Origin of the sequence: Colwellia sp. C1TZA3 (assembly GCF_007954265.1) — a bacterium.
Lineage (GTDB): Bacteria > Pseudomonadota > Gammaproteobacteria > Enterobacterales > Alteromonadaceae > Cognaticolwellia.
Window position 1 is genome coordinate 1 of the sequence record NZ_VOLS01000061.1, and the last position, 26,121, is coordinate 26,121.

Here is a 26,121-nt window from a genome sequence, read left to right on the forward strand (position 1 = left end):
AGTTAAAATAGCTCAAGGCTGTGTTGCTCTCAATCCCAATAGCCAGCTATTGCTCAATCGAGCGCCTTACCTTGAGTTATTTTTCCTGCGCACAACAAGATCACAAACTTAATGGAACTGGTATAACTAGACGTTTTACTGATTGTTTTTTTTACTTTTTCCCATGCTAAGTGGCAATAGGTTGTTAGGATATCAAGGCCTATTCTCTTGGTTGAAATGAGCATTATTGGTGATAAAAAAGATAACAATAATTACTTTAAATAGACATTCACCGATAAATCAACCTTACTCTCAACCGACTTAAAGCAAATCAGTAGAAAAAACATTGGTATCTGCTAAACTCAGAACGATGAGCCGCCTAACAAATTGCTTTAACTGCTGATAAAAGCCGCAAATTGAAACCTAAAAATAAATACTTACTTCAACGTTTAAGTCATTTTCAAGCCATAGTAATGCGATAATAAGGAGTTAGAAAATGTTCGGTTGGATAACTAATAAAGATAAGCTAACCCTTACCAATAAAGAACTTGCCTTTCAAAATAAAGAGAAGGATAAACGAGTAAATGAGTTAGTCATTGCTAACAAGGAGAAAGATAAACGCGCCGATGAATTAGTCATTGCCAACCAAGAGAAGGATAAACGTGCCGATGAATTAGTCATTGCCAACAAAGAGAAGGATAAGCGCGCCGATGAGTTAGTTATTGCTAACAAAGAAAAAGATAAGCGGGCAAATGAGTTAGTCATCGCCAACCAAGAGAAAGATAAACGCGCCGATGAGTTAGTTATTGCCAACCAAGAAAAAGATAAACGCGCCGATGAGTTAACCATTGCCAACCAAGAGAAAGATAAACGCGCTGATGAGTTAACCATTGCCAACCAAGAGAAAGATAAACGCGCTGATGAGTTAACTATTGCCAACAAAGAACTTGCCTTTCAAAACGAAGAAAAAGACAAACGGGCTGATGAGTTAGCCATTGCTAACGAAGAAAAAGATAAACGAGCCAGTGAGTTATCGATTGCTAATGAAGAAAAATATAAACGAGCTGATGAGTTAGCCATTGCCAATAAAGAGCTTGCCTTTCAAAATAAAGAGAAAGATAAGCGAGCGGCCGAGTTAGCGATTGCTAACAAAGAGAAAGATAAGCGAGCAAATGAGTTAGCCATTGCCAACAAAGAATTGGCCTTTCAAAACAAAGAGAAAGATAAACGGGCAGATGAATTAACCATTGCTAACGAAGAAAAGGATAAGCGAGCAGATGAGTTAGCTATTACTGCCAGTGTATTTACCCATGCTCGTGAAGGTATTTATATCACCGATGCCTCAGGCACTATCATTGATGTAAATGCTACCTTTACGACTATAACGGGTTATAGCCAAGAAGAAGCAGTTGGACAGAACTCACGTATTCTTGAGTCCGAACGACAACCGCCTGAGTTTTACGCTAATATTTGGCAAGCCGTACTTAAAGATGGTTTTTGGTCTGGAGAAGTATGGAGTTGCCGTAAAAATGGTGAAATTTATCCTGAAATTCTTAATATTAGCTCGGTCAAAGATGTTAATAATAAAATAAGTAACTACGTTACACTATTGACAGACATTACCCCGATGAAAGAGCATCAGTATCAATTAGAGTATATTGCCCATTACGATGTACTTACAAAACTACCCAACCGTACGTTACTCGCTGACCGATTATCTCAAGCTATGTTGCAGTGTAGCCGTCATCATCAGTCACTTGCTGTCGCATTTTTAGATTTAGACGGTTTTAAAGCCGTTAACGATACTTATGGGCATGATGTAGGTGATAAGCTGTTGGCTGCACTTTCAATTCGTATGAAGGAGGCATTACGTGAAGGTGATACGTTATCTCGTATCGGTGGTGACGAATTTGTGGCGGTATTAGTTGATTTAGCTAAAGTTGAGGATTGTGAGCCGGTATTAGATCGGTTGTTATTGTCAGTGTCTCAGCCTGTATCAATTGGTGACTTAGTATTAAAGGTGTCAGTAAGTATTGGCGTTACCCTTTACCCCCAAGATAGTGTCGATGCCGACCAGCTTATGAGCCATGCTGACCAAGCGATGTATGTGGCTAAAAAGTCGGGTAAGAATTGTTATCACCTAATGGATACGGCTCAAGATGACGCGGTGAAAGTGCAAAGGGAAAGCTTAGAGGCTATTCGCAGCGCATTAGATAATCATCAATTCTCACTCTATTATCAGCCTAAAGTTAATATGAAGACAGGCGTGGTGATAGGGGTTGAGGCGCTTATTCGTTGGCAACATCCGACACGAGGACTACTAAATCCAATTGAGTTCTTACCTGCCATGGAAAATAACGCCATGAGTATTGAAATAGGTGAATGGGTTATTGATACGGCACTGACACAAATTAGCCAATGGCAAAAAATAGAGCTTAAGCTCGCTGTCAGCATAAGCGTAAATATAACAGCAGTACAATTACGCCAACCTGACTTTACCCAGAGGTTAACGAGACAGTTAGCAGCCCATCCCGATGTTGAACCACGTTATTTAGAGCTAGATATACTGGAAGTAAATGCCTTAGACGACATACTGCATGTATCAACAATTATGCAAGACTGTATGGCACTGGGCGTAAAATTTGCTTTAGATGATTTTGGCTTAGGCTATTCATCCTTAACTTACCTCAGACGATTACCTGCAAACTTAATTAAGATAGACCAGAGCTTTGTGCGAAACATGTTGCATGATGATGATGATTTAGCCATTGTTCAATGTTTGATAACCTTAGCTAAATCATTCAAACGTGATGTTATTGCAGAAGGTGTTGAAACGATTGAGCAGGGCAAGGCCCTATTACAACTGGGTTGTGAATTAGCGCAAGGTAATGGCATTGCCAAACCTATGCCGAGTAGTGATATTCGAGCGTGGGTGACTAATTGGACGCCTGATGCAAGCTGGAAGACATAACTAGCTATTTACTTGAGCCTGTAACAGATAGCCCTTAACATATAGACTGTTACAGGTTTTTACTTGTTATTATCAAAGCTTTGCTTTGTCTTCAACTCGCCTTGTATGTGGAATAGATTGAGCGGATAAAAACGACCGGTTTGTGCTGGTAGTAGCTCTTTTATCGCAGTTAAGCCGTTCGCTTTTAGGAAGTATCCCAAGCTTAATATTGCTAAGTTTAGGATACTATTAGTGCGGACTTTGGCCCTAGTTAGCCTCACTACTTGGTTGAATATTAAGTAAGTTGCTTGCGACTTTGACTATTAAGTCCGGTGCTTAATTTTTATCTAGCCATAGATTTGCAGCCTGTTATTTTTAGGTCTTTTAATAAAAAGACTAACAAACTAAAAGTCTTAGCGCAGTCAAATGGTAATTAATACCAATCAAATTAATTAATGGTGCAAATTTTAATGAGGGTAAATTTTCAAGAACAAGGCGCTTGATTGAGCAATAGCTGGCTATTGGGATTGAAAGCAACGATGTTATTGGATATTTAGACCATTTAAAAAGATCACTTAGTTAGTTTGATTGGTATAACAATGATATATAGTCAAGCTATGGCTTGTTGTAGCTACCTCAGATAAGTTAGGCAGTAGAGAACTCTTTAAATATTTCACACTCAATTGTACTTTAAGTTATTGTTATACTTTAATTTTCATTTTTTTAGGCGTGTTTTTCTTCGTTTTAGAAAGCTGTTTTTTATTTTTAAGAAACGGTTTTAATTTACTGATACACTCCAAGCAGTAAATATTTTTGATTAACTAGGTCGCTAGGATTAAGTCTTAAGTATAAAAAAATGAAGCAGGGTGACTAGCAGAACGTTAAAAATTGTTGATACGGCAGAAAAAAAACGGTCTAATCAGGTAACTTTTATAGCTACACATATAGCTAAAGATATAACTAAACAATTGTTTGAAGTAGCTATTTCACTTGTTAGCGCAGCTAATAAAAATCGTCAATAGTTTAAACGTAAGTTGGGACTAGACGCTTCGAAAGCGCCGCGTGATATATTATTTTTCTAAATTCGACTAATTAAAAGGAATTATTATAGCGTCTTGGGGCTGCTAAGGATAAATGACTTTTGACAACTGTTGTGTTAACAACGCAGCAAAAAAATTTTCATGCTGTTGTTATCAACATCGTCGTAATACTTTAGTTTTTTCGAGTTTTACTATTTCAGCTAGCAAAAAATATAATAAGCACTGAGAGAAATTATAAAAACTACACATCAGATCTACCAATACTTGTTTCCAAAACGGCAGTTAATTGTTCGTCAAAATGGTGAAATAAGATACATTAAAGCTTCGTCTAAAGTGCAACTTAGCTTTGTTCTGTTAATTGCTTTAGCCTTTACTTGGCTGTCGTTTAGTAGCCTACAATATTTTTCACTTAACGATCAAGTGTCAAAAAGCCAAGATCAACTGTACCAGTCACAAGCATCTTTGGACCAGTTAGTGTTGAAATATCAAGACAAACAGAGCCAGTTGCAACAGCAGTTATTACAAGTACAAGAGCAACAAGAACTACTGCAAAATGTCTTGGACTCACTACCTGCAGCCATCTCTGATCCCAAGCATAAAACTATTGGGCAAATTAGTGATGCAACGGCCGCTGATATTAAGCTTAACTCCGAGACAACAAGTAAAACTGATGATGCCATATGGCCGGTTATGCAGCAAAGCCAGACTGACATTGCTAAATTGAAGCAAAAACAGCAATTAAGTTATGACCAATTAGAACAGCAAATAAGTAAACGTAAGCAGGTACTTGAACAGGCGATGACACTGGCGGGCTTGTCTAGTGCAGCCGTGCTTAAGCAATGGTTAATTCCTGCTTTGGGTCAGGGCGGTCCACTTAATCAAGTGTTGGCTCAAGAACTTGATATTGACAATAAAAACTTGATAGAGAAATTACTCAGTCTAACCGAGTTAGAAGCGGCACTGAGCAATATACCGGTAATTTTTCCGGCAAAAGATTATTATATTTCCAGTCTTTTTGGTATTCGCAAAGACCCGATGCTTAAACACCCCGCAATGCATAAAGGCATTGATATGGCTGGTTGGATAAAAACTGAGATATTTGCTGCGGCTGATGGCACTGTACGCCGGGCAGGAAGAAACGGCAGTTATGGCCGTTTTATCGAAATTGATCACCACAATGGTTTTATGACACGCTTTGGTCATCTATACAGAATAAAAGTAAAGAAAGGGCAAAAAATCAGCAAGGATGATGTTATAGGTTTAATGGGCAGTAGTGGGCGTAGCACCAGCACCCATTTGCATTATGAAGTTCTTTTCAATAAAAAACAGATCAACCCTCTTCCACTCATTAAGGCTTTGAAAAATGTTCTCTAAAAACAAAGATAAAGACCTAGCGGCAGAAAATAAACTAGGTAAAACAAGTAAAAGTACTAACAAAATCCCCTCAATTATCAGCCCTGACGTTAATATTGTGGGTAATGTCTCTAGCGAAGGCGTGATCCAACTTGATGGCAGAATTGAAGGCGAGATAAATGTCAGACATTTAACGGTGGGTATTCATGGCCTGGTTGAAGGAGCTATTTGTGCTGAAGAAGCAATTGTTAAGGGTAGGGTCACTGGATCTATCCAGGCGCATAAGGTAATACTAGAGAAAACGGCAGAAGTGCGCGGTAATATTCAACATGAAGTGATCAGTATAGAGGCTGGCGCTGTCATCGAAGGTAAAATCAATCATATGAGCGAAAATTTAACTGAGCTAGCCATGGCGAAAAAAAGCTCAAAATCTATTACAGAAAAATCTAGTGAAAAGCTCAGTACAGAAAAGCTCAATATAGAAAAGCTCAGTACAGAAAAAATGGTACAAGAAAAATAACGCTTTTTTCAGTCTCAGTTATAAGTCGACGAACTCACTAGTTGAAAACTGCCTCAGGTTCGAAGAGCTATTAATAACTAATTGACTTAATTAAAAATACCGTGCTAGCGTGATGTTGGTTATTTTTAAAGGATAAAGAAACTATGGCTAATTAATTGTAAATATATTGACATGGCAGTGGACTTATCCTGAATTTATCTTATTCAGCGCCTAAAATCATAGAAAATAGCAGATAATTAGTCTCGTTTTGTATGATATCACCGCACATTTAAGCCGTGTTATTTTCGAGTAAATTAATAAAGTTAAGCTCGTACTAGCGCTAAAGCAAAAGGCTACCATTATTGATCTCAGTTAGGAACAGGAACGCTAGTACCAACCGATCTCCTTGCTTATACCTATCTTTAGTTTGGAACAATAAAAATTTGACCTAACTTGTTCTCTCTCTGCACACAACAAGACCATAAATTTAATGAAAGTATTATTAGCAGGATTGAACCTGCATCTATGCAGATAACATCTGAAAAATTCATTCATTTCAGTATTTTTTCAGTATTTGCTTAAGCCAATAGGATAATTGAGTTTAGTTGACCAAGTTGTTATACCAACCCCATTAAGTTATTGCTCACTTGTACTAGTTAAAATAGCTCAAGGCTGTGTTGCTCTCACTCCCAATAGCCAGCTATTGCTCAATCGAGCGCCTTACCTTGAATTATTTTTCCTGCGCACAACAAGATCACAAACTTAATGGAACTGGTATTACACATAGTTATAGCTTGGTTAATAGGCTAGTTAAGCATCCACTTTTTGTTTAAAATTCTCATTCTCATTGTCATTAGTCGCTAGCGCTTTTAAAGATTGATAAAGCGTTTCTTCTTCTGTTGACAAGCTTTTTGGAAAAACAATTTTTAGCTTAACAAAAAAGTCTCCAGCAATTTTGCTGGGTAAGCCACGGCCTTTTAAACGCATTTTGCTGCCGCTACTGATCAGTTTTGGTAAGGTTAAATCAATATGCCCGCTAGGTGTTGGCACTTTCACTTTTTCACCTAAAGCTGCCTGCCATGGGGTAATAGCAAGCTCAGTGGTGACATCAGCGCCTTCAACCACATATAAAGGGTTTGGATTAAAGCCAATTTCAAGATACAAATCACCATTGCGTGCACCACCAGCACCTGCTTGACCTTGCTTTTGCAAACGAATTTTTTGACCCGGTTTGATGCCTTTTGGGATGCTAACTTTTAGGGTGCGATCTTTGTTTTGCATCCTTCCATGTTGATTAACAACTTGATCTTGTAATGTAAAATTGCGGGTTGCACCGGTGTAAGCATCTTGCAAATCAATCAATATTTTTGCATTGCTATCTTGCCCTTGCATAGCTTGACGACCATTTGAAGTATGTTGACTCGCACCAAATCCGCCACCAAATAATGATTCAAAAAAGTCGCTAAAATCGCCTTGTTCGCCAGCATTACCATGGCCTTGATGATATTGATCTTGCCAACTAGGAGGTGGGGTAAAGCCTGATTGACCGGCCTTCCAATTACTACCTAGTTGATCATAGGCTGCGCGTTTTTCTTTATCGCGTAATACTTCATAAGCTTCATTGATGTCTTTAAAACGAGTTTCAGCATTTTTTTCTTTACTGACATCAGGATGAAACTTGCGCGCTAATTTGCGATATGATGTTTTAATTTCGTCTTGGGACGCGGTTTTATCAACGCCCATAATTTTATAATAATCTTTATAATTCACACTGACCTCCTGCATATATGGCATTTGCAGATAATTTTTGTAAGTTAGTTTATTGTAAATAATTTTAGTAGATAAAGCCGCTGAGTATTAACCAAAAATTAAAATCACCCACAATCAATTCTTTATTAACTTTATAGTAGCTTTAGATTAATCTAACTAAGCCAATTTCATAGAATTATTATAATAACAAATGAAATTTACGAATGTCAGTAATATGACACTGCTAGCAAATATAAGCTGTACTTTGTGTTGCCTTGTGTTGCTTCGCCCTGCTTTCTAGCAAGAAGTTTTTGCTAAAAATTTATTTCACGTTATAAGCTTTTGATACATTTCAACCAGCTAACCAACAAAGCTATAAATAAAGCAATAGCGTAGCTGAGTAAGGAAGCTAAGATCACAAAATTGTTAAGTTTGTTGTCCTTATTAAGGTAGAAACTCTTTAGGTAAGTCCTAGCTCATCACCATCTGCTTTGCATGCCAACTTTGTATTGTTAACCATAATTTATGCGCGGTTTAAATAATAGCAGGAGCAATACCATGTAATTCTAGGCTATGTTGACTGCCATGCTATATGCCTTCATCAGCTGCTTATAGCATCGTTAGTGGCAAAGACTGTTTACTTATATTTAAATAAGCTTGGCGTATGTCTGCCATATTACTTTGGCTAAAAGTCAGTATAAAATCTTTAGTGTCATGGCCATCGTGAAGATAAGGTGGCTTAAGATTATAGGGCGTGGGTATGATTTTAAACGCTGACATTTTTTTGTGGCCCAAGCGTTAGAAAACTCAGAAAATAGCGACTGATAGAAAAATATATTGGTAAATTTATAACAGTGAAAGCCAGGTTTTAAGCTGTTTATATAACAGCTTTTTTATGTTGTTAACTTTTATCGCATTAATGTCGCATTAATATCACACTAATATCGCATTAATATTACACTAAGCCAATCATAATAAAACTAAGCAATCTCGCGCTGTTTATAAAATAATCACTTAAAAGTAAAGTTTCGATGGGGGTCTGAGCATTATTACTGTATAATGCGCGGCTTTATTATGGTGGCTGAGCATTTGTTTATTGAGGCATCTGACTTGGTTATCCAAAATTACAGTATTAACTATCACTTTAAAGCCATCTGTTAGCACTTACTAGTTAATGAGTTTAGTTAACGGAAAATAGGAATATCTTTTGATCACTACATCGAACATTACCATGCAATTTGGCGCAGAGCCGTTATTTGAAAACATTTCGGCTAAATTTGGCAACGGTCACCGCTACGGTTTGATCGGTGCAAATGGCTGTGGCAAGTCTACATTTATGAAGATATTGAGTGGCGACTTAGTGCCAAGCTCAGGTAATGTATCGGTAAGTACAGGTAACAAAGTCAGTACTTTGGGCCAAGATCAGTTCGCTTTTGAAAAACACAATGTCATTGATACTGTGATCATGGGTGATATGCCGCTATGGAAAGTGAAGCAAGAAAGAGATGCTATTTACGCACAAGCGGAAATGAGTGAAGCCGATGGTATGCGTGTTGGTGACTTAGAAAGCGAATTTGCAGAAATGGACGGCTACACGGCAGAAAGTCGCGCCGGTGAAATATTATTAGAAGCCGGTATTGATGAGTCTTTTCATTACGGTTCAATGCAGCAAGTTGCGCCAGGTTGGAAATTACGTGTGCTACTTGCACAAGCATTGTTTGCTAACCCAGACATTTTATTACTTGATGAGCCGACCAACAACTTGGATATTCATACCATCACTTGGTTAGAAGGTGAGTTGAACAAACGTAAATGCACCATGATTATTATTTCGCATGATAGACATTTTCTTAATTCTGTCTGCACACATATGGCTGATATTGACTATGGCGAACTACGTGTTTATCCAGGTAACTACGAGTTTTACTTGGCACAATCTGGCTTATTACGTGAACAGCTATTAGCCGGTAATGATAAAAAAGTGGCTGAAATAGCTGAACTACAAGACTTTGTTAACCGTTTTGGTGCTAATGCTTCAAAAGCGAAACAAGCCAGTTCTCGTGCTAAGAAAATGGACAAAATTAAGCTAGATGACGTTAAATCATCAAGTCGTATTACCCCTAAAATTGCTTTTGCTCCCGGTAAAAAAATGCACCGTCAAGCCTTAGAGCTTGAAAACCTAAGCCACGGTTTTGACGGCGAAGTGTTATTTGAAAAAGGTGACTTGTTACTAGAAGCCGGCGCTAAGTTAGCTGTTATTGGTGAAAACGGCGTGGGTAAAACTACCTTGTTACGCTGTTTAATGAGTGAGTTAGAGCACATTGAAGGTGTGGTTAAGTGGTCTGAAAATGCTTCAGTGGGTTATTGTCCACAAGATAGTGGTTCATTTTTCGATAATGACTTAACACTAATGGAATGGATGTCACAATGGCGTAGACCTTGTCACAACGATTTAAGTGTCCGTGGTATGTTAGGGCGTATGTTATTTACTGACGATGATGCCAATAAAAAAGCCCGTAACTGTTCAGGTGGTGAAAAGAACCGCTTGTTATTTGGCATGTTAATGATGGCTGATATCAATGTATTGATCATGGATGAGCCGACTAACCACATGGATATCGAAGCGATTGATGCTTTAAATAACGCCTTGAAAGAGTTTGAAGGTACATTAATTTTTGTCAGTCATGACCGTGAGTTTGTTTCAAGCTTAGCGACTCGTATTATTGATATTAAAGATAAAAAGTTAATTGATTTTCAAGGTTCACTAGATGAATACTTTGATAACCAAGTTCAAGCTAAAAAAATTGCTTAGTTATAAAAACTCAACCAGTGTAAGTGTAAAATAATTGCCTTAATAGTTAGTTAAAGAGAGTAAGGTGCAGTGAATGTGCCTTACTTCTTAATGTAAACAAAGCTGAATTTGGTGAATAAAGAGTTGCAAGCACGCGGTCAGGGGGTTTATTTATAATAATCCAGTCTATATTACCTGATAAAGTATTATACCAATCCCATTAAGTTATTGCTCACTTGTACTAGTTAAAATAGCTCAAGGCTGTGTTGCTCTCACTCCCAATAGCTAGCTATTGCTCAATCGAGCGCCTTACCTTGAATTATTTTTCCGGCGCACAACAAGATCACAAACTTAATGGAACTGGTATTAGTTACTTTCTTAAAAGCATATCAAAAATCACCTCTACAAGTTATCTATCACTTGAATACCATTACCTGTAATAGGCAAGTTAAATCAAAAAATTTGTTACTCATATTACTCTATTGATTAAAGAAACTAGTTTGGCTATGCCTTGAAGTTATTAATAGTGAGTGATAACCATTATTTAAATGGTTAACTGTGCCCTAGAATTAAAGTATTGTTAATATAACTTTGAACTGCAAATAAACAGATGTGGTTATCATGATGATTTTAGCGTCATATCAAGGGTTTATTTCATCTCTACCAGCTTACTATCACTGCATAGAAGTATCTCAATACTCACAAATATTTCATGTCGAGCAGCTATCAAGCTTTATTACTAGGTTAGCACCAACATGAATGACTGCGACAAGTTATTTAATTGTTTTGTGACCATGAAAGCCTACGCCAAGACTAACGTATAATGCTATTATTAAGCATATTTTACTTTGTTAGATTAACAACATAATGTTAGTTGCTCTTCTTAAGACAGAATGTCGTTGAGCTTAGTTCAATCAACTTTGCTCGGTGATAACTCTTCACTGTTTGAATCAATCGCGAATAATCTTGTTGATAAAGGTTACAGTATCAGTGTTGATGCTTTACCTGAAAATTTGACCACCTTGCTACTGCAACAGATTAACGAATTGCCGGATGAAATTTTTAAGCGCGCAGGTATCGGTCGAGCCAAAGATCATGTTATTAATGACGCTATTCGCACAGATGAAATTTGTTGGATAACGGGCAACAGTGAAGCTAGCGGTGCTTGGATCAAGTGGGCCGAATCACTACAATATTATTTAAATAAGCATTTATTCTTAGGCTTATTTTCTTTTGAAAGTCATTTTTCCCATTATGGTAAAGGTGATTTTTACAAGCAGCACCGAGATGCCTTTAAAGGCGAAGGTAATCGTGTGCTATCTGTGGTGGTGTATCTTAACCAAGATTGGTCGCTTGATGATGGTGGTGAATTGATCATCTACCCTGAACAAGCCGTTGACTCTGGTATTATTGCAGACAATAAAATAACGGTAACACCAAGTGCTGGCACTATTGTGGTGTTTTTAAGCGAAGAATTTCCACATGAAGTATTACCCGCTTTACGTGATCGTTATGCTATTGCAGGATGGTTTCGTTTAAATACCAGTATCGCTAATAATATTGATCCGCCAAGCTAATGTAAAAAAGTAATGTCAGGTTACGGGGAATTTTAATTGCCAAAATTGAAGAAAAAGTTACACGTCATCAGTGAACTAAGTGAAATTAATCAAGAGTTATTGCCTTTAAAAGCATTGGCTGATAGGGAACTTGCCTCTATTTATGGTTTAACAGGTATGGTGTACACCCCACATATCGATGTTTATATGCAGGTGAGCATAAAAAAGGCTGAGATATTAGCTTGCTTAAAAAATCAGCAGGTTTTACCGTTGTCAGAAGTTGAAATTATTACGGCTGAGTTGGACATCTTGCATAAAAGAGCCAGGAGTAAAGCGGTTTTTGAATATCAAGGTAAGCAATATAGACGCCGATTTTCGCCACTAAAACTCAGTAAATCAGGTAAAAATGTTCAAAGGTGGGCGAAATTTTGGCTGTTACAATTACCTAACGGCAAAGTGGATCCAAACTGGGAGCGGCAAGTGCGAGAAATTTGGCCAGCCTACTTTCTCATTAGAACTATTAATATGTAGTTTAGCGTGGTTTATTTTAGTGCAGTAAGGGCCGTTAGTTAAGCTCAAGCTGGACTAAGTTAAGTCAAGTCAAGTGCCATCAGGCCAATTTTTAATGCTTGTTAGCCCTTATCGAGAATTTTGAAAATATTGTTAAACATTTTTCAAATACAATACGCTAGACACGATAATTTATGTCTAGCGCTCAGTTATTTAAGCGTTTACATCAACAACAACTCGACCGGTAACTTCACCATCTAGTAACTTGTTGGCCACAGCAATGGCGTCATGTAGTCCAACAGTGGTTGATATCTGTGATATTTTATCAGCTAATTGCGTTTGCTCAAGTCGGTGCCATGCGTCTAATCTGTCTTGCTCTGGGCGCATAACACTGTCGATACCGAGTAAAGACACTCCCCTTAAGATAAAAGGTGCTACCGTTGATGGAAAATCCATACCTTGTGCTAAACCACAGGCGGCAACACAACCACCGTAGTTGATGCTGGCACAAACATTGGCCAGTGTGGTACTACCAACAGAATCGATAGCCGCAGCCCAACGCTCTTTCATTAGCGGCTTACCTGGAGCAGATAACTCTGCACGGTCAATAATTTCATCCGCACCTAGCTCTTTTAAATAAGCGGCTTGTTTATCACTGCCTGTTGATGCTGTTACTGTGTAGCCAAGTTCCGCTAAAATTCTAATCGCAAAACTGCCAACGCCACCGGTTGCGCCAGTAACTAAAATATTGCCACTTTTTGGTGTAATACCTTGTTTTTCTAACGCCATAACACATAGCATTGCGGTATAACCTGCGGTACCTATTGCCATGGCATTAAATGGCGTTATGCCCTTAGGCAATGGAATGAGAAACTCACTGCTAATACGCGCTTTTTGCGATAAGCCACCAAGATACTTTTCACCAACACCGTAACCATTGAGTAGCACATGATCGCCAACGTTAAACTTATCATTATCGCATTGCTCAACAACACCGACTAAATCTATACCGGGTATCATCGGGAAACGTCTTATTACCGGGGCTTTACCTGAAATAGCTAAAGCATCTTTGTAATTAATTGTGCTGTAAAGTACTTTAATGAGCACATCGCCATCAGTTAGGTCTGCTTCACTAAGTTCTTTAAGGCTGGTGTGATAGCCTTGGCTATCATTTTTATTGATCACTAAACTGTTTAACATTATCTGCTCCAAAATAGACCAATCGTCTATAAATAGTTAAAAAATTACTTTGCAATTAACTGCAAAAATACATCGATAAAAGTGTTGATGGGCGTTAAGTCTTTTGTCAATTTACTTTTAGCGATAGCGCCTTCCCATCCCATCCAAAAAAAACTCGCTAGTGCTGTGCAATCAAGGGACGCTGGAATGGTATTTTCTTGTTGTGCTAATTGTAGACAACTGGTCATTTTTTGTTGCCAAACTGCAAAAGTATCTAATAGTTGTAGCCGGTGACTTTCTGGTAACAGGCCAACTTCTTGTTCAAGATTGCCAATTAAGCAACCGCGTTTAAAGTTATATCTTGCCATACCTGCTTTAGCGTCGTTAGCAAAATTGACAATACGCATGAGTGGTTTATTTGTTTCATTGAGCAGGTGTAAATCTAATTTCTTAGCAAAATAATGGCTATATTCTTCAATAACCGCGATACCAAAAGCTTCCTTACTTGCAAAGTAATGATAAAAAGAACCTTTTGGCACTGACACTTTTTTTAAAATCTGATCAATACCTGAAGAAGCAAAACCAAATTCAGTAAAATATTCAACGCCACTTTGCACTAGCGCTTGTTTTGTTTGGCTGCTATCTCGACCTGATTTAGCTGGCCTACCACGTTGAGGTGTTGTATTGTTTTTGTTCATAATACTATATTAGACCGATCGTCTAATTAAATGCAAGGTTAATTTAGAAAGTGAAGTTTTCATGATGACAGTGCTTTACGATATTTTTCTCTATCGGTACTGAAGTGTTTATTTGAAGCCGAAGCTTTTTAATTGGCTTCTTTGACAAAAGCAATAGTGATAGGTTTGAAGAGTCACCGTGGTTAGATACCTTATACCAATCCCATTAAGTTATTGCTCACTTGTACTAGTTAAAATAGCTCAAGGCTGTGTTGCTCTCAATCCCAATAGCCAGCTATTGAGATTGAGAGCGCCTTACCTTGAGTTATTTTTCCTGCGCACAACAAGATCACAAACTTAATCAAATTGGTATTACTTATGATTAGGGCTGTGCCATGATTGGCCAACTTATTAACTTGGCAGTAATACTAGCTCGGCTTATTCACTGTTGTAGTGATGTTATTTCGCGGTTAAAGTCGCTAATTTGTCACTTTATGCAATTAACCCAAGACTATTTGGGCAAAAAAACCGATAATTCCCCCTACTAAGAAAAATATACGCTTTGGCAACATTTCAAGCTGAAATCTTGGCTATGACAGCAATCAATTGTGGGACCCCATCCAATGGAAATTAAAGTTAACTTTCTCGATAACCTAAAAGTAGAAGCTAAGTTTGATGACTTTAGCGTCGTCGCCGATCAACCTATTCGTTATAAGGGCGATGGTGCTGCGCCAGGACCGTTTGATTACTTCTTAGCTTCTTCCGCTATGTGTGCGGCTTATTTTGTTCGGGTGTATTGTAATTCTCGCGATATTCCAACCGAAAATATTCGTCTGTCGCAAAATAATATTGTTGATCCTGAAGATCGCTATAAGCAAATATTTAAAATTCAGGTCGAACTCCCTGAAAGTATTTCTGAAAAACATCGTTTAGGCATTATTCGTTCAATTGATCGTTGCACGGTTAAAAAAGTAGTACAAACAGGGCCAGAATTTGTTGTGGAACTCGTTGACAGCCTTGAGGACGATGCGCAAGCCATGTTAATGGGGCATTCGGCTGAACAAGCAAGTACCTTTATTTTAGGTAAAGACCTACCCCTTGAAGAAACCATAACCAACATGACCGCGATATTGGCCGGTCTTGGCATGAAGATTGAGATAGCCTCATGGCGCAATATTGTACCCAATGTTTGGTCGTTACATATTCGTGATGCGGCCTCACCAATGTGTTTTACCAATGGTAAAGGCGCCACTAAAGAAAGCGCACTTTGTTCAGCTTTGGGTGAGTTTATTGAGCGGCTTAATTGTAACTTCTTTTATAACGATCAGTTTTTGGGCCAGGACATCGCCAATAGTGATTTTGTGCATTACCCTAATGAAAAGTGGTTTAAATTAGATGAAAGTGGTGATCTACCTAGCGGTATTTTAGATGATTATTGTCTTGATATTTTTAACCCTGACGATGAACTGCGTGGCGCTAATTTAATTGATACCAATTCAGGCAACGCTGAACGTGGTATTTGTGCAATTCCTTATGTGCGTCAATCTGATGGCGAAACGGTATATTTTCCATCAAATTTGATTGAGAACTTATTCTTAAGTAATGGTATGAGCGCTGGTAATAACTTAGCGGAAGCGCAAGTGCAGTGTTTGTCTGAAATTTTTGAACGGGCAGTAAAAAGACAAATAATAGAACAAGAAATTGTCTTACCCGATGTGCCGAAAAGCGTGCTTGAACAGTATCCGAGTATTCTTGCCGGTATTGATGCGCTTGAAGCCCAAGGCTTTCCTATCGTGATTAAAGACGCCTCATTAGGTGGTCAATTCCCTGTTATGTGCGTGACCTTAATGAACCCAAAAACTGGCGGCGTATTTGCCTCTTTTGGTGCACATCCAAGCTTTGAAGTCGCGTTAGAGCGTAGCTTGACTGAATTATTGCAAGGTCGTAGTTTTGAAGGCTTAAATGATGTGCCCAGACCAACATTTAATAGTTTGGCAGTATCGGAACCTGAAAACGCTGTTGATCACTTTATTGACTCAACGGGTGTTATTTCGTGGCGTTTCTTTAGTAATAAACATGACTATGAATTCTGCGAATGGGACTTTTCAGGCACCAGTGAAGAAGAAAACAACCATTTATTCGCTATTTTGCAAGACCTAGGTAAAGAAGCTTATGTCGCGGTATTTGATCAACTCGGCGCAACGGCATGTCGTATTTTAGTGCCTGATTATTCAGAAATTTATCCAGTAGAAGACTTGGTTTGGGATAATACCAACAAGGCGCTAAGTTACCGCGAAGATATTCTTAATATTCATCGCCTAGATGACGATGCGTTAGAGAGTTTAGTGACGCGTTTAGAAGATAGTCAGCTAGATAACTATATTGATATTAAAACTTTGATCGGTATTGAATTTGATGAAAATACTGTCTGGGGTCAGTTAACAATTTTAGAACTTAAAATACTGATTTATTTAGCCTTAGGTGCATTGGAAGACGCGCAAGAGTTAGTTGAAGCGTTTTTACAATTCAACGACAATACTGTTGAACGTGGCTTGTTTTATCAAGCAATGCAGGCGGTACTTGAAATTACCTTAGACGAAGACATGGAACTTGAAAATTTTATGGGCAACCTCAATAGAATGTTTGGTGAAAACACCATGAATAATGTTATCGACTCAGCGATGGGCGAAGTCAGGTTTTTTGGACTCAGTAAAACCGGTATGAACCTAGACGGTCTAGACAAGCACCTGAGATTAATTGACAGCTATAAAAAACTTCATCAAGCACGAAAAGATCAAGTGCAAAGTTAATAGCTCTAGCCAGTATCGGTTATTTTTTAGCGAATTTTTTTGCTTGATTTTATAAAATTTAAAAGCCAATACCTAACCATAGGTATTGGCTTTTTTGTGATTAATTTTTGTTAGTGACTTTATTTGAGTTTGCAACCACAAAGGGAGAGTGTATCTGTGCATAATGACTGAAATCATTGCCATATAAAAAATTTTTGCTTTAAAAGGTTAAAGTTTGATTAATAAAATATTGACACTTTTTATAAATACATCACCTTATTTCTACTATAGTTTTTTGCTTGATACAAGGCTTTGTCAGCGCGAGAAAACATAAGGTCAAATGACTTGTCGTCAAAGAGAAAGCTTGAAACACCAATACTGACTGAAAGCTTTATCTCGCCTTGCCAGTCACCAATAACTTTCAAATTACTTTGCTCTGTTCTAATACCAGTTCCATTAAGTTTGTGATCTTGTTGTGCGCAGGAAAAATAACTCAAGGTAAGGCGCTCGATTGAGCAATAGCTGGCTATTGGGAGTGAGAGCAACACAGCATTGAGCTATTTTAACTAGTACAAGTGAGCAATAACTTAATGGGATTGGTATAATATTAATTCTGCTATTAAAGTACATTTGGCAGTGACGGTGATAGCCATTAATTTCTTACTAAATTTTAGACAAAAAAAAGCGTTTACCTAAAAAAGTAAACGCATTATAAAAACATAAAACACTCAGGGAAGTAAGTCTCTCATATAGTAAGAGTGGTGATTTACATATAAGTTCAGATTTTGTTTAAATTTTTTATTTTATTTAATCTTTTGGTTTTTTATTATTGATTATTATAAAAATAATTTGATATTTGGCTAACTTGTCCACACTTAATAACAAAGCTTATTGCGTATGATTTATTATGTTGTCTTACTTTTTACCTGTGTTCATTGCTTTATTACTTATGGCTTATTTGGCTGGAAAACCCTATTGGTTGGAATATAAGCGTCGATTGATAAAAGCTAAGCCCTTTAAGAAACAATGGCGAAAAATAATTCAGCAACGCATGCCATACTTTAGGCAAATGCCAGCAGATTTGCAGTTGCAATTAAAACAACATATTCAGGTGTTTTTGGCAGAAAAAGAATTTGTTGGTTGTAACGGGGTAGTGATTACCGATGAAATAAAAATCACCATAGCTGCACAAGCTTGCTTGTTATTACTGAATCGAAAAACTAATTATTATCCAAAGTTACGTTCGATATTAGTCTACCCAAGCGCCTTTGTGAAACAGCAGCAAACGCGAAACGGTGACGGTGTGCTATTTACCCAAAAAATGGTGTTGGCGGGCGAGTCTTGGGACTTTGGTAAAGTCGTGTTGTCGTGGCAAGATACTTTAGTTGGTGCAAAAATTCCTGATGATGGCCACAATGTTGTGATCCATGAATTTGCTCACCAACTTGACCAAGAAAATGGCAGAGCCAATGGCGCCCCTATATTAGCGGTAGGACAAAGTTATCAGAGTTGGTCAGAAGTTTTTTCAACACATTTTTCAGTACTGCAAAAACAGGTAAACACCGGAAAACCCTCATTGTTTGATTATTATGGCGCAACAAACCCTGCAGAATTTTTCGCTGTCGCCAGTGAAGTTTTTTTTGAGCAGTCTAAGCAATTTAGCCAACAGCATCCTAAGCTTTATCAGCAATTTACTCAGTATTATAAAGTTGATCCGCTTTATTGGTAGTGTTGAACTTTAAAGAAAAAAGCGAGTATTACCGTTTGGCAATACTCGCTCGAATACTCGGACTAGGTTTACTGTTACTTTAAACCTACTTTAGGTCGAAGCGATCAAGCTGCATGACCTTAACCCAAGCATTGACAAAGTCAGTAACAAACTTATTTTCAGCATCGTCAGAGGCATAAACTTCCGCAATAGCGCGTAATTCAGAGCTAGAGCCAAAGATTAAGTCAACAGGCGTTGCTTGCCATTTCAATTTATCTGACATGCGATCATAACCTTGATATACCCCAGCTTGATTGTTGTCTTTGCGCCATGTGGTTGACATATCAAGCAAATTGACAAAAAAGTCATTAGTTAATAACCCGGGTGTTTTGGTTAGTACACCTAAATCTGAACCATCAAAATTGGCATTAAGTACGCGCATACCACCCACTAGTACGGTCATTTCGGGTACATTTAAGCTCAGTAAATTTGCTTTGTCGACCAACATTGCCGTTGGTGACATATAACTTTCTTCATCGTAATAATTACGAAATCCGTCAGCATCTGGCTTTAAATAATTAAATGACTTCACATTAGTTTGGGCTTGAGCCGCATCAGCACGGCCAGCACTAAAAGGCACAACAATAGTATATCCGGCTGCTTCTGCTGCCTGTTCAATAGCTGCAGCGCCACCTAAAACAATTAAGTCAGCTAACGAGACTTTACTGCTTGATGAGTGTTGATTAAAGTCACTTTGAATGGACTTAAGTTTAGCTAACACTTTGCTTAATTCTGCTGGGTTGTTAACGGGCCAATTTTTTTGTGGCTCAAGTTGAATTCTTGCTCCGTTAGCACCGCCACGCATATCAGTAACACGATGACTGGACGCAGACGCCCATGCTGTTTTTACTAATGTTGAGGTGGTTAGACCCGAAGCCAAAAGTTGTTGTTTTAGTTCACTGATATCTGCTGCTGAAACTAAAGGATGTTCAACCGCAGGTATCGGGTCTTGCCATGATAATATTTCACTTGGTATTTCTGAGCCGACATATCTAGCACGTGGTCCCATATCACGGTGGGTTAGTTTAAACCAAGCTCTGGCAAATGCTTTATCGAATTCTGCCGGGTTAGCTCTAAAACGTTTTACAATTTTAAGAAATTCTGGATCTTTTTTCAGTGCTAAATCAGTGGTGAACATAATGGGCGCATTACGTTTATTGGCAATGTGTGCATCAGGCACTAAATTAGCTGCGGCTTTATCAGTAGGGATCCACTGAATGGCACCGGCTGGGCTTGTAGTTTTTACCCAGGTAAAGTTCATTAGGTTATCTAAGTAGTTATAAGACCATTTTGTCGGTGTAACTGTCCAAGCACCCTCTAAACCACTGCCAGTTGCATCAGCGCCAACGCCCGTACCACATTTATTTTTCCAGCCTAAACCTTGCTCTTCGATTGCGGCGGCTGCAGGCTCAGCACCAATACACTTATCAGGTTTTTTCGCGCCGTGAGCTTTACCTAAGGTATGACCACCAGCACTTAGCGCTACTATTTCTTCATCATTCATTGCCATACGACCAAACGACATTCTAATGTCATTTGCTGCTAATAATGGGTCTGGGTTGCCATGTGGCCCAACAGGATTAACATAAATTAAGCCCATTTCTACTGCAGCAAGTGGGCCTTTTAATTTACCTTTACTGTCACGTCGCTTGTCATCAAGCATAACGGTTTCTGGACCCCAGTACACTAAATCAGGCTCCCAATCGTCACTTCTGCCACCGGCAAAACCAAAGGTTTTAAAGCCCATTGATTCTAATGCAACATTGCCAGAAAGCACCATCAAATCAGCCCATGAAACTTTACGGCCATATTTTTGTTTTACTGGCCATAATAAACGTCGAGCTTTATCTAAGTTGACATTATCAGGCCAACTATTTAAGGGGTCAAAACGTTGTTGTCCACCTGAAGATCCGCCTCGACCATCATGTACACGATAAACGCCGGCGCTGTGCCATGCCATTCTAATCATCAATGGGCCATAATGTCCCCAATCTGCAGGCCACCAAGCTTTTGAGTCAGTTAATGTTGTTTCAATATCTTGTTTTAATTTTTTTATATCTACAGTGGCAAATTCTTTCGCATAATTAAACTCCTCACCGTAAGGATTAGATTCAGCACCATGTTGACGTAGTGGGCTTAAGTTTAGTTGCTCTGGCCACCAAAATTGGTTGGTTTTAGCCGTTACAGCACTCAGTGCTGATGTTGACAAGGTTATTGTTGCAAGTGCCACTGAAATAGCGGCAGTTAATGATAATGTTTTTTTAAGCATTTTAGTTCCTCAATATTTTCTGACTGTTGATTTTTATGTTAATCAATTTTTTTTAATTATAGAGCTGAACATTTTTTTTTGATAATTGATTGATTGAAAGATAGTGTTCTATTTTTTCAATGTTAAATTTTACTAATTTAAATCAATTACTTGTATTAACTTTTTGTTGTAGATATTCGCTGAGATAAAAATTAAGTTTAACAATGTGATAGAAAACTGATTAAAATAGGCTTTATGTTCGATGATAATTATCAACTTTAACCTAGCGCTATCACAGGCAACTAGCATGGAAAACTATGATCTCATTAAAACAATTACATTATGCGCTTGCCGTTGAAAAAACTTTACATTTTAAAAAGGCAGCAGATGCTTGCAATGTTTCACAATCAGCATTAAGTACCGCCATTATTGAACTTGAAAAACAATTAGCTACCACCATATTTGAGCGAAACAATAAGCAAGTATTAATTACTAGTCATGGCCAATTAATTTTAAATAAAGCTAAAACGGTTAAGCTCGAAATTGATGAACTCTTACAAATTTCTCAATCGAATAACCAGCCCTTTATAAACCCGATGACCTTGGGGGTTATTCCAACTATTGGACCTTACCTACTGCCAAAAGTGTTACCTGAAGTTAGGCGACAATATCCAAACTTTAAATTGAAAATAATTGAAGAGCAATCGCAAGTATTAGTCGATATGGTCAGGCGAGGTGATATTGACGCTGCTGTGTTAGCACTGCCATTTCCTATAGAAGGCTTAATGAGCTTTGATTTTTGGCAAGAAGACTTTTATTGGGTCAGCCATAAAGATGAATGCCCGAGCCAGCTTAAAGAAATTACCAGTGCAGAATTAGAAATTGACAAACTTATGTTATTAAAAGATGGTCATTGTTTAAAAGATCACGCATTAGCGGCTTGTAGTATGAAAAGCGAGAAACAACATACTGACTTTGATTCAGCAAGTTTACATACCTTAATTCAAATGGTGGCGGGCAAGTTAGGCACAACTTTAGTGCCGCAAATGGCGCTAGATCAGTTGATTTACAACGAGTCAGAAATTAGAGCAATACATTTAAATGAACCTGGACCACATCGCACCATCGCACTCATTATTCGCCCTAACTATGTCAGAACTAACGAGCTAACAATGTTAAGGGATATATTTAATCAAGAGTTAACTGAAAAGTGCTAATGAGGCTTTTTAACCTCAACAGCGTTAACTAGGTCAGTTAGTTTTGCGATACATCTGTTTTTTAGAATTACTTTATTGATTTTATCAAATTTACTGGATTATTTAAATTAGTAATAATGAACACATACCGCTCTACTGCAAGTTTACGTTTGCATCTTGAAGCAGAGCGAATATATAACTAATTAAAAGGCAATAAATAATGAAAAACATAATTGAAAATATTCAGACTCTATTGAATTCAGCCCATCAGCGTAATGCTCAGATAAATGAGCAGCAAAAAATTGAATGTAATTATGCTAATAATTACTATGGTGATCAGCAATGCCAACCGATGAAAGTTGGGCAATAAAAAATGCAGCTATATATTTATAGAGGTTATTCTCTAGAGCATTAATGATGTGGATTCAACCGTTTACCAAGCTAAGTTAATTTTGATGCTGTTAGCTTAGCTGGCAAAGATTTTTAAACTCTCTTGTTGAGCATATCATTAGCTTCAATTATCGGTGGGGCGGTAGCTGATTTACTCAGCACTAAATACTGGAATTCTTAAGGCGACACGTTTTAAAAGAACCGCTGCAACGTTAGCAGGTACTTGATAAAATTCGTTAACGTAAGCCTCTGCATTTAAATACTGTCGAATTTGTTTTTTGACTTTACATGGGTTTTGGCATTTTAGTGAAAATACCACCGTATAGTCGCCGAGTGTTTTTGCCGATAATGTCATTGCGTACTCAATGGGATCTGTAGGAGTACAGCCAATTCTGACCACATCACTAAAAAATGAATGTGTCATCACGTAAACATTGCCGTAAGAAACTGCATTGCTGCCAGTGTGTTGTTCGGTAATTTCCATTACATCAATAACCTAAGTTAATAATCCATATGACTTTTTTAATACAGCCTATTACAAGCCACAGTATCTGGCAATAGATAAGTGACTATTGCCATAGTTTTACTGCAAACAATTTTTATACCTGTTCGCTGGTAGATACTTATACCAATCCCATTAAGTTATTGCTCACTTGTACTAGTTAAAATAGCTCAAGGCTGTGTTGCTCTCACTCCCAATAGCCAGCTATTGCTCAATCGAGCGCCTTACCTTGAGTTATTTTTCCTGCGCACAACAAGATCATAAACTTAATGGAACTGGTATTAGTGCTGAAATTACATTGTTAAGTGGAACGGGTATATACCTTGGCGCTTAAAAAATGACATTAAATGAAAGTGAATGTTATAATCGCGGCCAATTTTGAGTGGGCTTGTTGTTAGCCTTCATGCTAGCTATAAAGCTAAAGAGATTTTTAATGCCATTTTCCCAACTTGGGTTGTCAAACCCGATAGTCAATGCGATAGCTGATTTAAATTATCGTCAACCTACTGATATTCAAAAGCAGGCCATACCGGTTATTTTATCGGGTAAAGATGTTATTGCCGCAGCGCAAACAGGTACTGGAAAAACCGCTAGTTTTGTTTTACCTTTACTAGAAAAACTCAGTGCTGCTGACAATGACGAAGCGTGCAATCTTCGTGGCAAACGCATTCGGGTGTTAATCGTAACGCCAACGCGTGAGCTAGCTGTGCAGGTTGAAGCTAATATTGCTCAATATAGTAAATATTTAAATATAAGTTCTATGGCGATGTATGGTGGCACAGAAATAGAGCCACAAAAACAATGTTTGATTTGGGGCATTGATATTTTGGTAGCCACCCCAGGCCGATTACTTGATATGGCGCATCAACGGGCGGTGTATTTTGATCAACTTGAAGCTTTTGTGCTTGATGAAGCCGATAGAATGTTGGACATGGGTTTTATTGATGACATTAATAAAATTATTGAGCGTTTGCCAGAAAAACGTCAAAATTTATTATTCTCAGCCACTATTTCTGACGATGTTAGAGCACTAGCAAAAAGAACACTTTATCATGCCAATGAAATTTCAATCGCTAAAAATAGTGCTTCAAAACCTAAAATATCACAATGGCTGGTCACGGTAGATAAAACCAATAAGTCCGCATTATTGAGTTATTTAATTAAACAGCAGCAATGGCAGCAAGCACTTATTTTTATTGAAACTAAGCACGGCGCAGCAAAACTGGTGAGCCAATTAGAAAAGCGTGGTATTAAAGCTGAGTCTATTCACAGTGGTCGAACCCAAGCAATACGAGAACAAATCCTCAATGACTTTAAAGCCGGTAAAATAGAGTTTTTAGTTGCCACCGCTATTGCAGCGCGTGGTATTGATATTGGTGAACTGGCTCGCGTGGTTAATTACGACTTACCTGATAAAGTAGACGACTATACTCACCGTATTGGCCGTACAGGTCGTGCGGGTAAAAATGGCGAAGCGGTATCTTTTGTTGCTAAAGATAACTTTAGAAACCTTTGTGCCATTGAAAGTGACTTAGGACATGTTATTGAACGCAGAGAGTTTGATGAATTCCCAGTTAAAAAAGTAGTGCCGGTGTCTATTTTAAATTATGTCCCAAAGAATAAGCGCAGTTAAATTAAGAGTTAAGTTAGAATTCAATCAGAATTTAATCAAAAATTAGCGTGAGTTTTAGTTGCCGATAATGACTTTTTACATTTAAGGTAGCGATGATATAATAACGACACTGCTAGCAGTTGAATTTAGTGAAAAATAACCATAAATAAGCAACCATAAACAAGTCAGCAAATAGGAAACTTAATGAACCCAATTATTGCAATTTTAAAAGAACATGATGTGAGCGACGAGCAAATTAAAACGGTATTTCAAGCGCTAACAGAAAACCCAATAATGGCTATGGCGACAGTACAACAATTGGGTATTCCACAAGAAAAATTACAAGCCTTGATGATGATGCTAATGCAAAACCCTGGACTCATTGAAGAAGCGGTAAATGAGTTAGGTTTAGATTTTTCAAAAGTTGAAGCAGCTAAAGCGACTTTAACGAAAGAAAATTAGTTATACCAGCAAGATTAGTCATATGATTAATCTTGCTAACAAAAGGCTAATAGTGACTTCAGCCTTTTGTAAACTATAGCGTTAAGTGATAGCGTTAAATGATAGTGATATTGTTAAGTTATAGCGATAAATTATCAGTAAGCTTTCTGCAAGCTCTCTGCAAGTTTTCGCTATAAATTATCGCTATGAGTCACGCATGGTTTGTATGAATAATTTACTCGACCCGAATCGTTGCTTTAATAATTTTTATGGCTCTTTCTGTTCGACCAGAGCGACTACCTAAATTTTCAATGGCCGGCAGTGTTGTCTCTAACCCCTCAACCACCTCACCAAAAATAGTATGTTTACCATCTAACCAAGGTGTGGCGGCCAAGGTAATAAAGAACTGACTACCGCCAGTATTTGGTCCAGAGTTTGCCATGCTCAGTAATCCCGGCTTATCGTGAGTTAATGTGCCGTTAAATTCCCCCGCATATTTATAACCTGGGTTGCCGCTACCATTACCTAATGGATCGCCACCTTGTGCCATAAAGTTATTGATCACACGATGAAAAACCAAATCATCATAAAAGCCAAGTTTAGTTAAATAAATTGTGCTTGTTGCATGCATTGGTGTGGTTTCTGGAAATAACTTAATTACCAGCTTTCCTTCAGTAGTGTCTAATACCAATTACATTAAATTTGTGATCTAATGGTAGTTATGAAATATATTACTAAAAAACAATTATCTGAGAAATTGGAGCTTATTAATTTAAAGGCACTTATTGCTCAAGAAACCAATGGCAGAATGAGAATTCGCCTATTAGCTTTATTGCACATTAAGGATGGAGCTGACAGAACTCAAGCTGCCAAACATGTAAAAGTAAGCAGG

General features: G+C 37.9%; 19 protein-coding genes. 12 read left to right on the forward strand and 7 right to left on the reverse strand.

Annotation, left to right across the window (positions count from 1 at the left end):
* The first annotated feature begins 475 nt into the window (after window positions 1-475).
* The 3 genes from ESZ39_RS14810 (at window position 476) to ESZ39_RS14820 (ending at window position 5,842) form a co-directional block, all read left to right on the forward strand.
* A complete protein-coding gene (locus ESZ39_RS14810; RefSeq protein WP_146880704.1) occupies window positions 476-2,950 on the forward strand; it encodes a putative bifunctional diguanylate cyclase/phosphodiesterase in 2,475 nt (824 codons plus the stop codon).
* A 1,283-nt stretch (window positions 2,951-4,233) separates the two neighbouring features.
* The gene (locus ESZ39_RS14815; RefSeq protein ID WP_146880705.1) at window positions 4,234-5,343 is read left to right on the forward strand and encodes a M23 family metallopeptidase; all 1,110 of its coding nucleotides are present in this window, start codon (window positions 4,234-4,236) and stop codon (window positions 5,341-5,343) included.
* Window positions 5,333-5,842, forward strand: coding sequence for a polymer-forming cytoskeletal protein (locus ESZ39_RS14820; protein WP_146880706.1), 510 nt, complete (start codon window positions 5,333-5,335; stop codon window positions 5,840-5,842). The genes ESZ39_RS14815 and ESZ39_RS14820 overlap by 11 nt, the downstream gene beginning before the upstream one ends.
* A gap of 789 nt (window positions 5,843-6,631) precedes the next feature.
* On the opposite strand, the gene ESZ39_RS14825 is transcribed toward ESZ39_RS14820, so the two are convergent.
* Window positions 6,632-7,591: a DnaJ C-terminal domain-containing protein gene (locus tag ESZ39_RS14825; RefSeq protein ID WP_146880707.1), complete on the reverse strand. Its 960-nt coding sequence runs from the start codon at window positions 7,589-7,591 to the stop codon at window positions 6,632-6,634.
* Between the two features lie 1,186 nt (window positions 7,592-8,777).
* Here ESZ39_RS14825 and ESZ39_RS14830 point away from each other — a divergent pair.
* From ESZ39_RS14830 to ESZ39_RS14840, 3 genes are all read left to right on the forward strand, one after another.
* Window positions 8,778-10,382: an ABC-F family ATPase gene (locus ESZ39_RS14830; protein WP_146880708.1), complete on the forward strand. Its 1,605-nt coding sequence runs from the start codon at window positions 8,778-8,780 to the stop codon at window positions 10,380-10,382.
* An 872-nt stretch (window positions 10,383-11,254) separates the two neighbouring features.
* Complete coding sequence (locus tag ESZ39_RS14835) at window positions 11,255-11,938, forward strand: 2OG-Fe(II) oxygenase (RefSeq protein WP_146880709.1); 684 nt, start codon at window positions 11,255-11,257, stop codon at window positions 11,936-11,938.
* Window positions 11,939-11,974: 36 nt separating this feature from the next.
* Window positions 11,975-12,448 carry a hypothetical protein gene (locus ESZ39_RS14840; RefSeq protein WP_146880710.1) on the forward strand — a complete coding sequence of 158 codons (474 nt, stop codon included), beginning with the start codon at window positions 11,975-11,977 and terminating at the stop codon, window positions 12,446-12,448.
* Window positions 12,449-12,640: 192 nt separating this feature from the next.
* On the opposite strand, the gene ESZ39_RS14845 is transcribed toward ESZ39_RS14840, so the two are convergent.
* Together ESZ39_RS14845 and ESZ39_RS14850 are read right to left on the reverse strand one after the other, a co-directional pair.
* Window positions 12,641-13,627 carry an MDR family oxidoreductase gene (locus ESZ39_RS14845; RefSeq protein ID WP_146880711.1) on the reverse strand — a complete coding sequence of 329 codons (987 nt, stop codon included), beginning with the start codon at window positions 13,625-13,627 and terminating at the stop codon, window positions 12,641-12,643.
* 44 nt (window positions 13,628-13,671) lie between these two features.
* Window positions 13,672-14,304 carry a TetR family transcriptional regulator C-terminal domain-containing protein gene (locus tag ESZ39_RS14850; protein WP_146880712.1) on the reverse strand — a complete coding sequence of 211 codons (633 nt, stop codon included), beginning with the start codon at window positions 14,302-14,304 and terminating at the stop codon, window positions 13,672-13,674.
* A 602-nt stretch (window positions 14,305-14,906) separates the two neighbouring features.
* On the opposite strand from ESZ39_RS14850, the gene ESZ39_RS14855 reads away from it, so the two are divergent.
* The gene (locus ESZ39_RS14855) at window positions 14,907-17,093 is read left to right on the forward strand and encodes an OsmC domain/YcaO domain-containing protein (RefSeq protein ID WP_146880713.1); all 2,187 of its coding nucleotides are present in this window, start codon (window positions 14,907-14,909) and stop codon (window positions 17,091-17,093) included.
* 239 nt (window positions 17,094-17,332) lie between these two features.
* Here the strand turns inward: ESZ39_RS14855 and ESZ39_RS14860 are convergent, their stop codons facing one another.
* Complete coding sequence (locus ESZ39_RS14860) at window positions 17,333-17,569, reverse strand: diguanylate cyclase domain-containing protein (protein ID WP_223270407.1); 237 nt, start codon at window positions 17,567-17,569, stop codon at window positions 17,333-17,335.
* A 410-nt stretch (window positions 17,570-17,979) separates the two neighbouring features.
* Here ESZ39_RS14860 and ESZ39_RS14865 point away from each other — a divergent pair, with 410 nt between their 5' ends.
* Window positions 17,980-18,801 (forward strand): zinc-dependent peptidase, encoded by an 822-nt coding sequence (locus ESZ39_RS14865; protein WP_146880715.1) that lies wholly within the window; start codon window positions 17,980-17,982, stop codon window positions 18,799-18,801.
* A gap of 85 nt (window positions 18,802-18,886) precedes the next feature.
* Here the strand turns inward: ESZ39_RS14865 and katG are convergent, their stop codons facing one another.
* Window positions 18,887-21,109, reverse strand: coding sequence for a catalase/peroxidase HPI (gene katG, locus ESZ39_RS14870; RefSeq protein WP_146880716.1), 2,223 nt, complete (start codon window positions 21,107-21,109; stop codon window positions 18,887-18,889).
* A 296-nt stretch (window positions 21,110-21,405) separates the two neighbouring features.
* Between katG and ESZ39_RS14875 the strand changes: the two genes are divergently transcribed.
* Both ESZ39_RS14875 and ESZ39_RS17850 read left to right on the forward strand, forming a co-directional pair.
* On the forward strand, window positions 21,406-22,305 hold the full coding sequence (locus ESZ39_RS14875; RefSeq protein ID WP_146880717.1) for a hydrogen peroxide-inducible genes activator: 900 nt from the start codon (window positions 21,406-21,408) through the stop codon (window positions 22,303-22,305).
* Window positions 22,306-22,504: 199 nt separating this feature from the next.
* On the forward strand, window positions 22,505-22,654 hold the full coding sequence (locus ESZ39_RS17850; protein WP_191321810.1) for a hypothetical protein: 150 nt from the start codon (window positions 22,505-22,507) through the stop codon (window positions 22,652-22,654).
* Window positions 22,655-22,825: 171 nt separating this feature from the next.
* On the opposite strand, the gene ESZ39_RS14880 is transcribed toward ESZ39_RS17850, so the two are convergent.
* On the reverse strand, window positions 22,826-23,158 hold the full coding sequence (locus tag ESZ39_RS14880; RefSeq protein ID WP_146880718.1) for a GIY-YIG nuclease family protein: 333 nt from the start codon (window positions 23,156-23,158) through the stop codon (window positions 22,826-22,828).
* 451 nt (window positions 23,159-23,609) lie between these two features.
* On the opposite strand from ESZ39_RS14880, the gene ESZ39_RS14885 reads away from it, so the two are divergent.
* Both ESZ39_RS14885 and ESZ39_RS14890 read left to right on the forward strand, forming a co-directional pair.
* Window positions 23,610-24,809, forward strand: a complete 1,200-nt coding sequence (locus ESZ39_RS14885) for a DEAD/DEAH box helicase (RefSeq protein ID WP_146880719.1) — start codon at window positions 23,610-23,612, stop codon at window positions 24,807-24,809.
* A 183-nt stretch (window positions 24,810-24,992) separates the two neighbouring features.
* Complete coding sequence (locus ESZ39_RS14890; RefSeq protein WP_146880720.1) at window positions 24,993-25,250, forward strand: DUF2999 family protein; 258 nt, start codon at window positions 24,993-24,995, stop codon at window positions 25,248-25,250.
* A gap of 214 nt (window positions 25,251-25,464) precedes the next feature.
* Here ESZ39_RS14890 and ESZ39_RS14895 read toward each other — a convergent pair whose 3' ends face one another.
* Complete coding sequence (locus ESZ39_RS14895; RefSeq protein WP_146880721.1) at window positions 25,465-25,920, reverse strand: peptidylprolyl isomerase; 456 nt, start codon at window positions 25,918-25,920, stop codon at window positions 25,465-25,467.
* Between the last annotated feature and the right edge of the window lie 201 nt (window positions 25,921-26,121).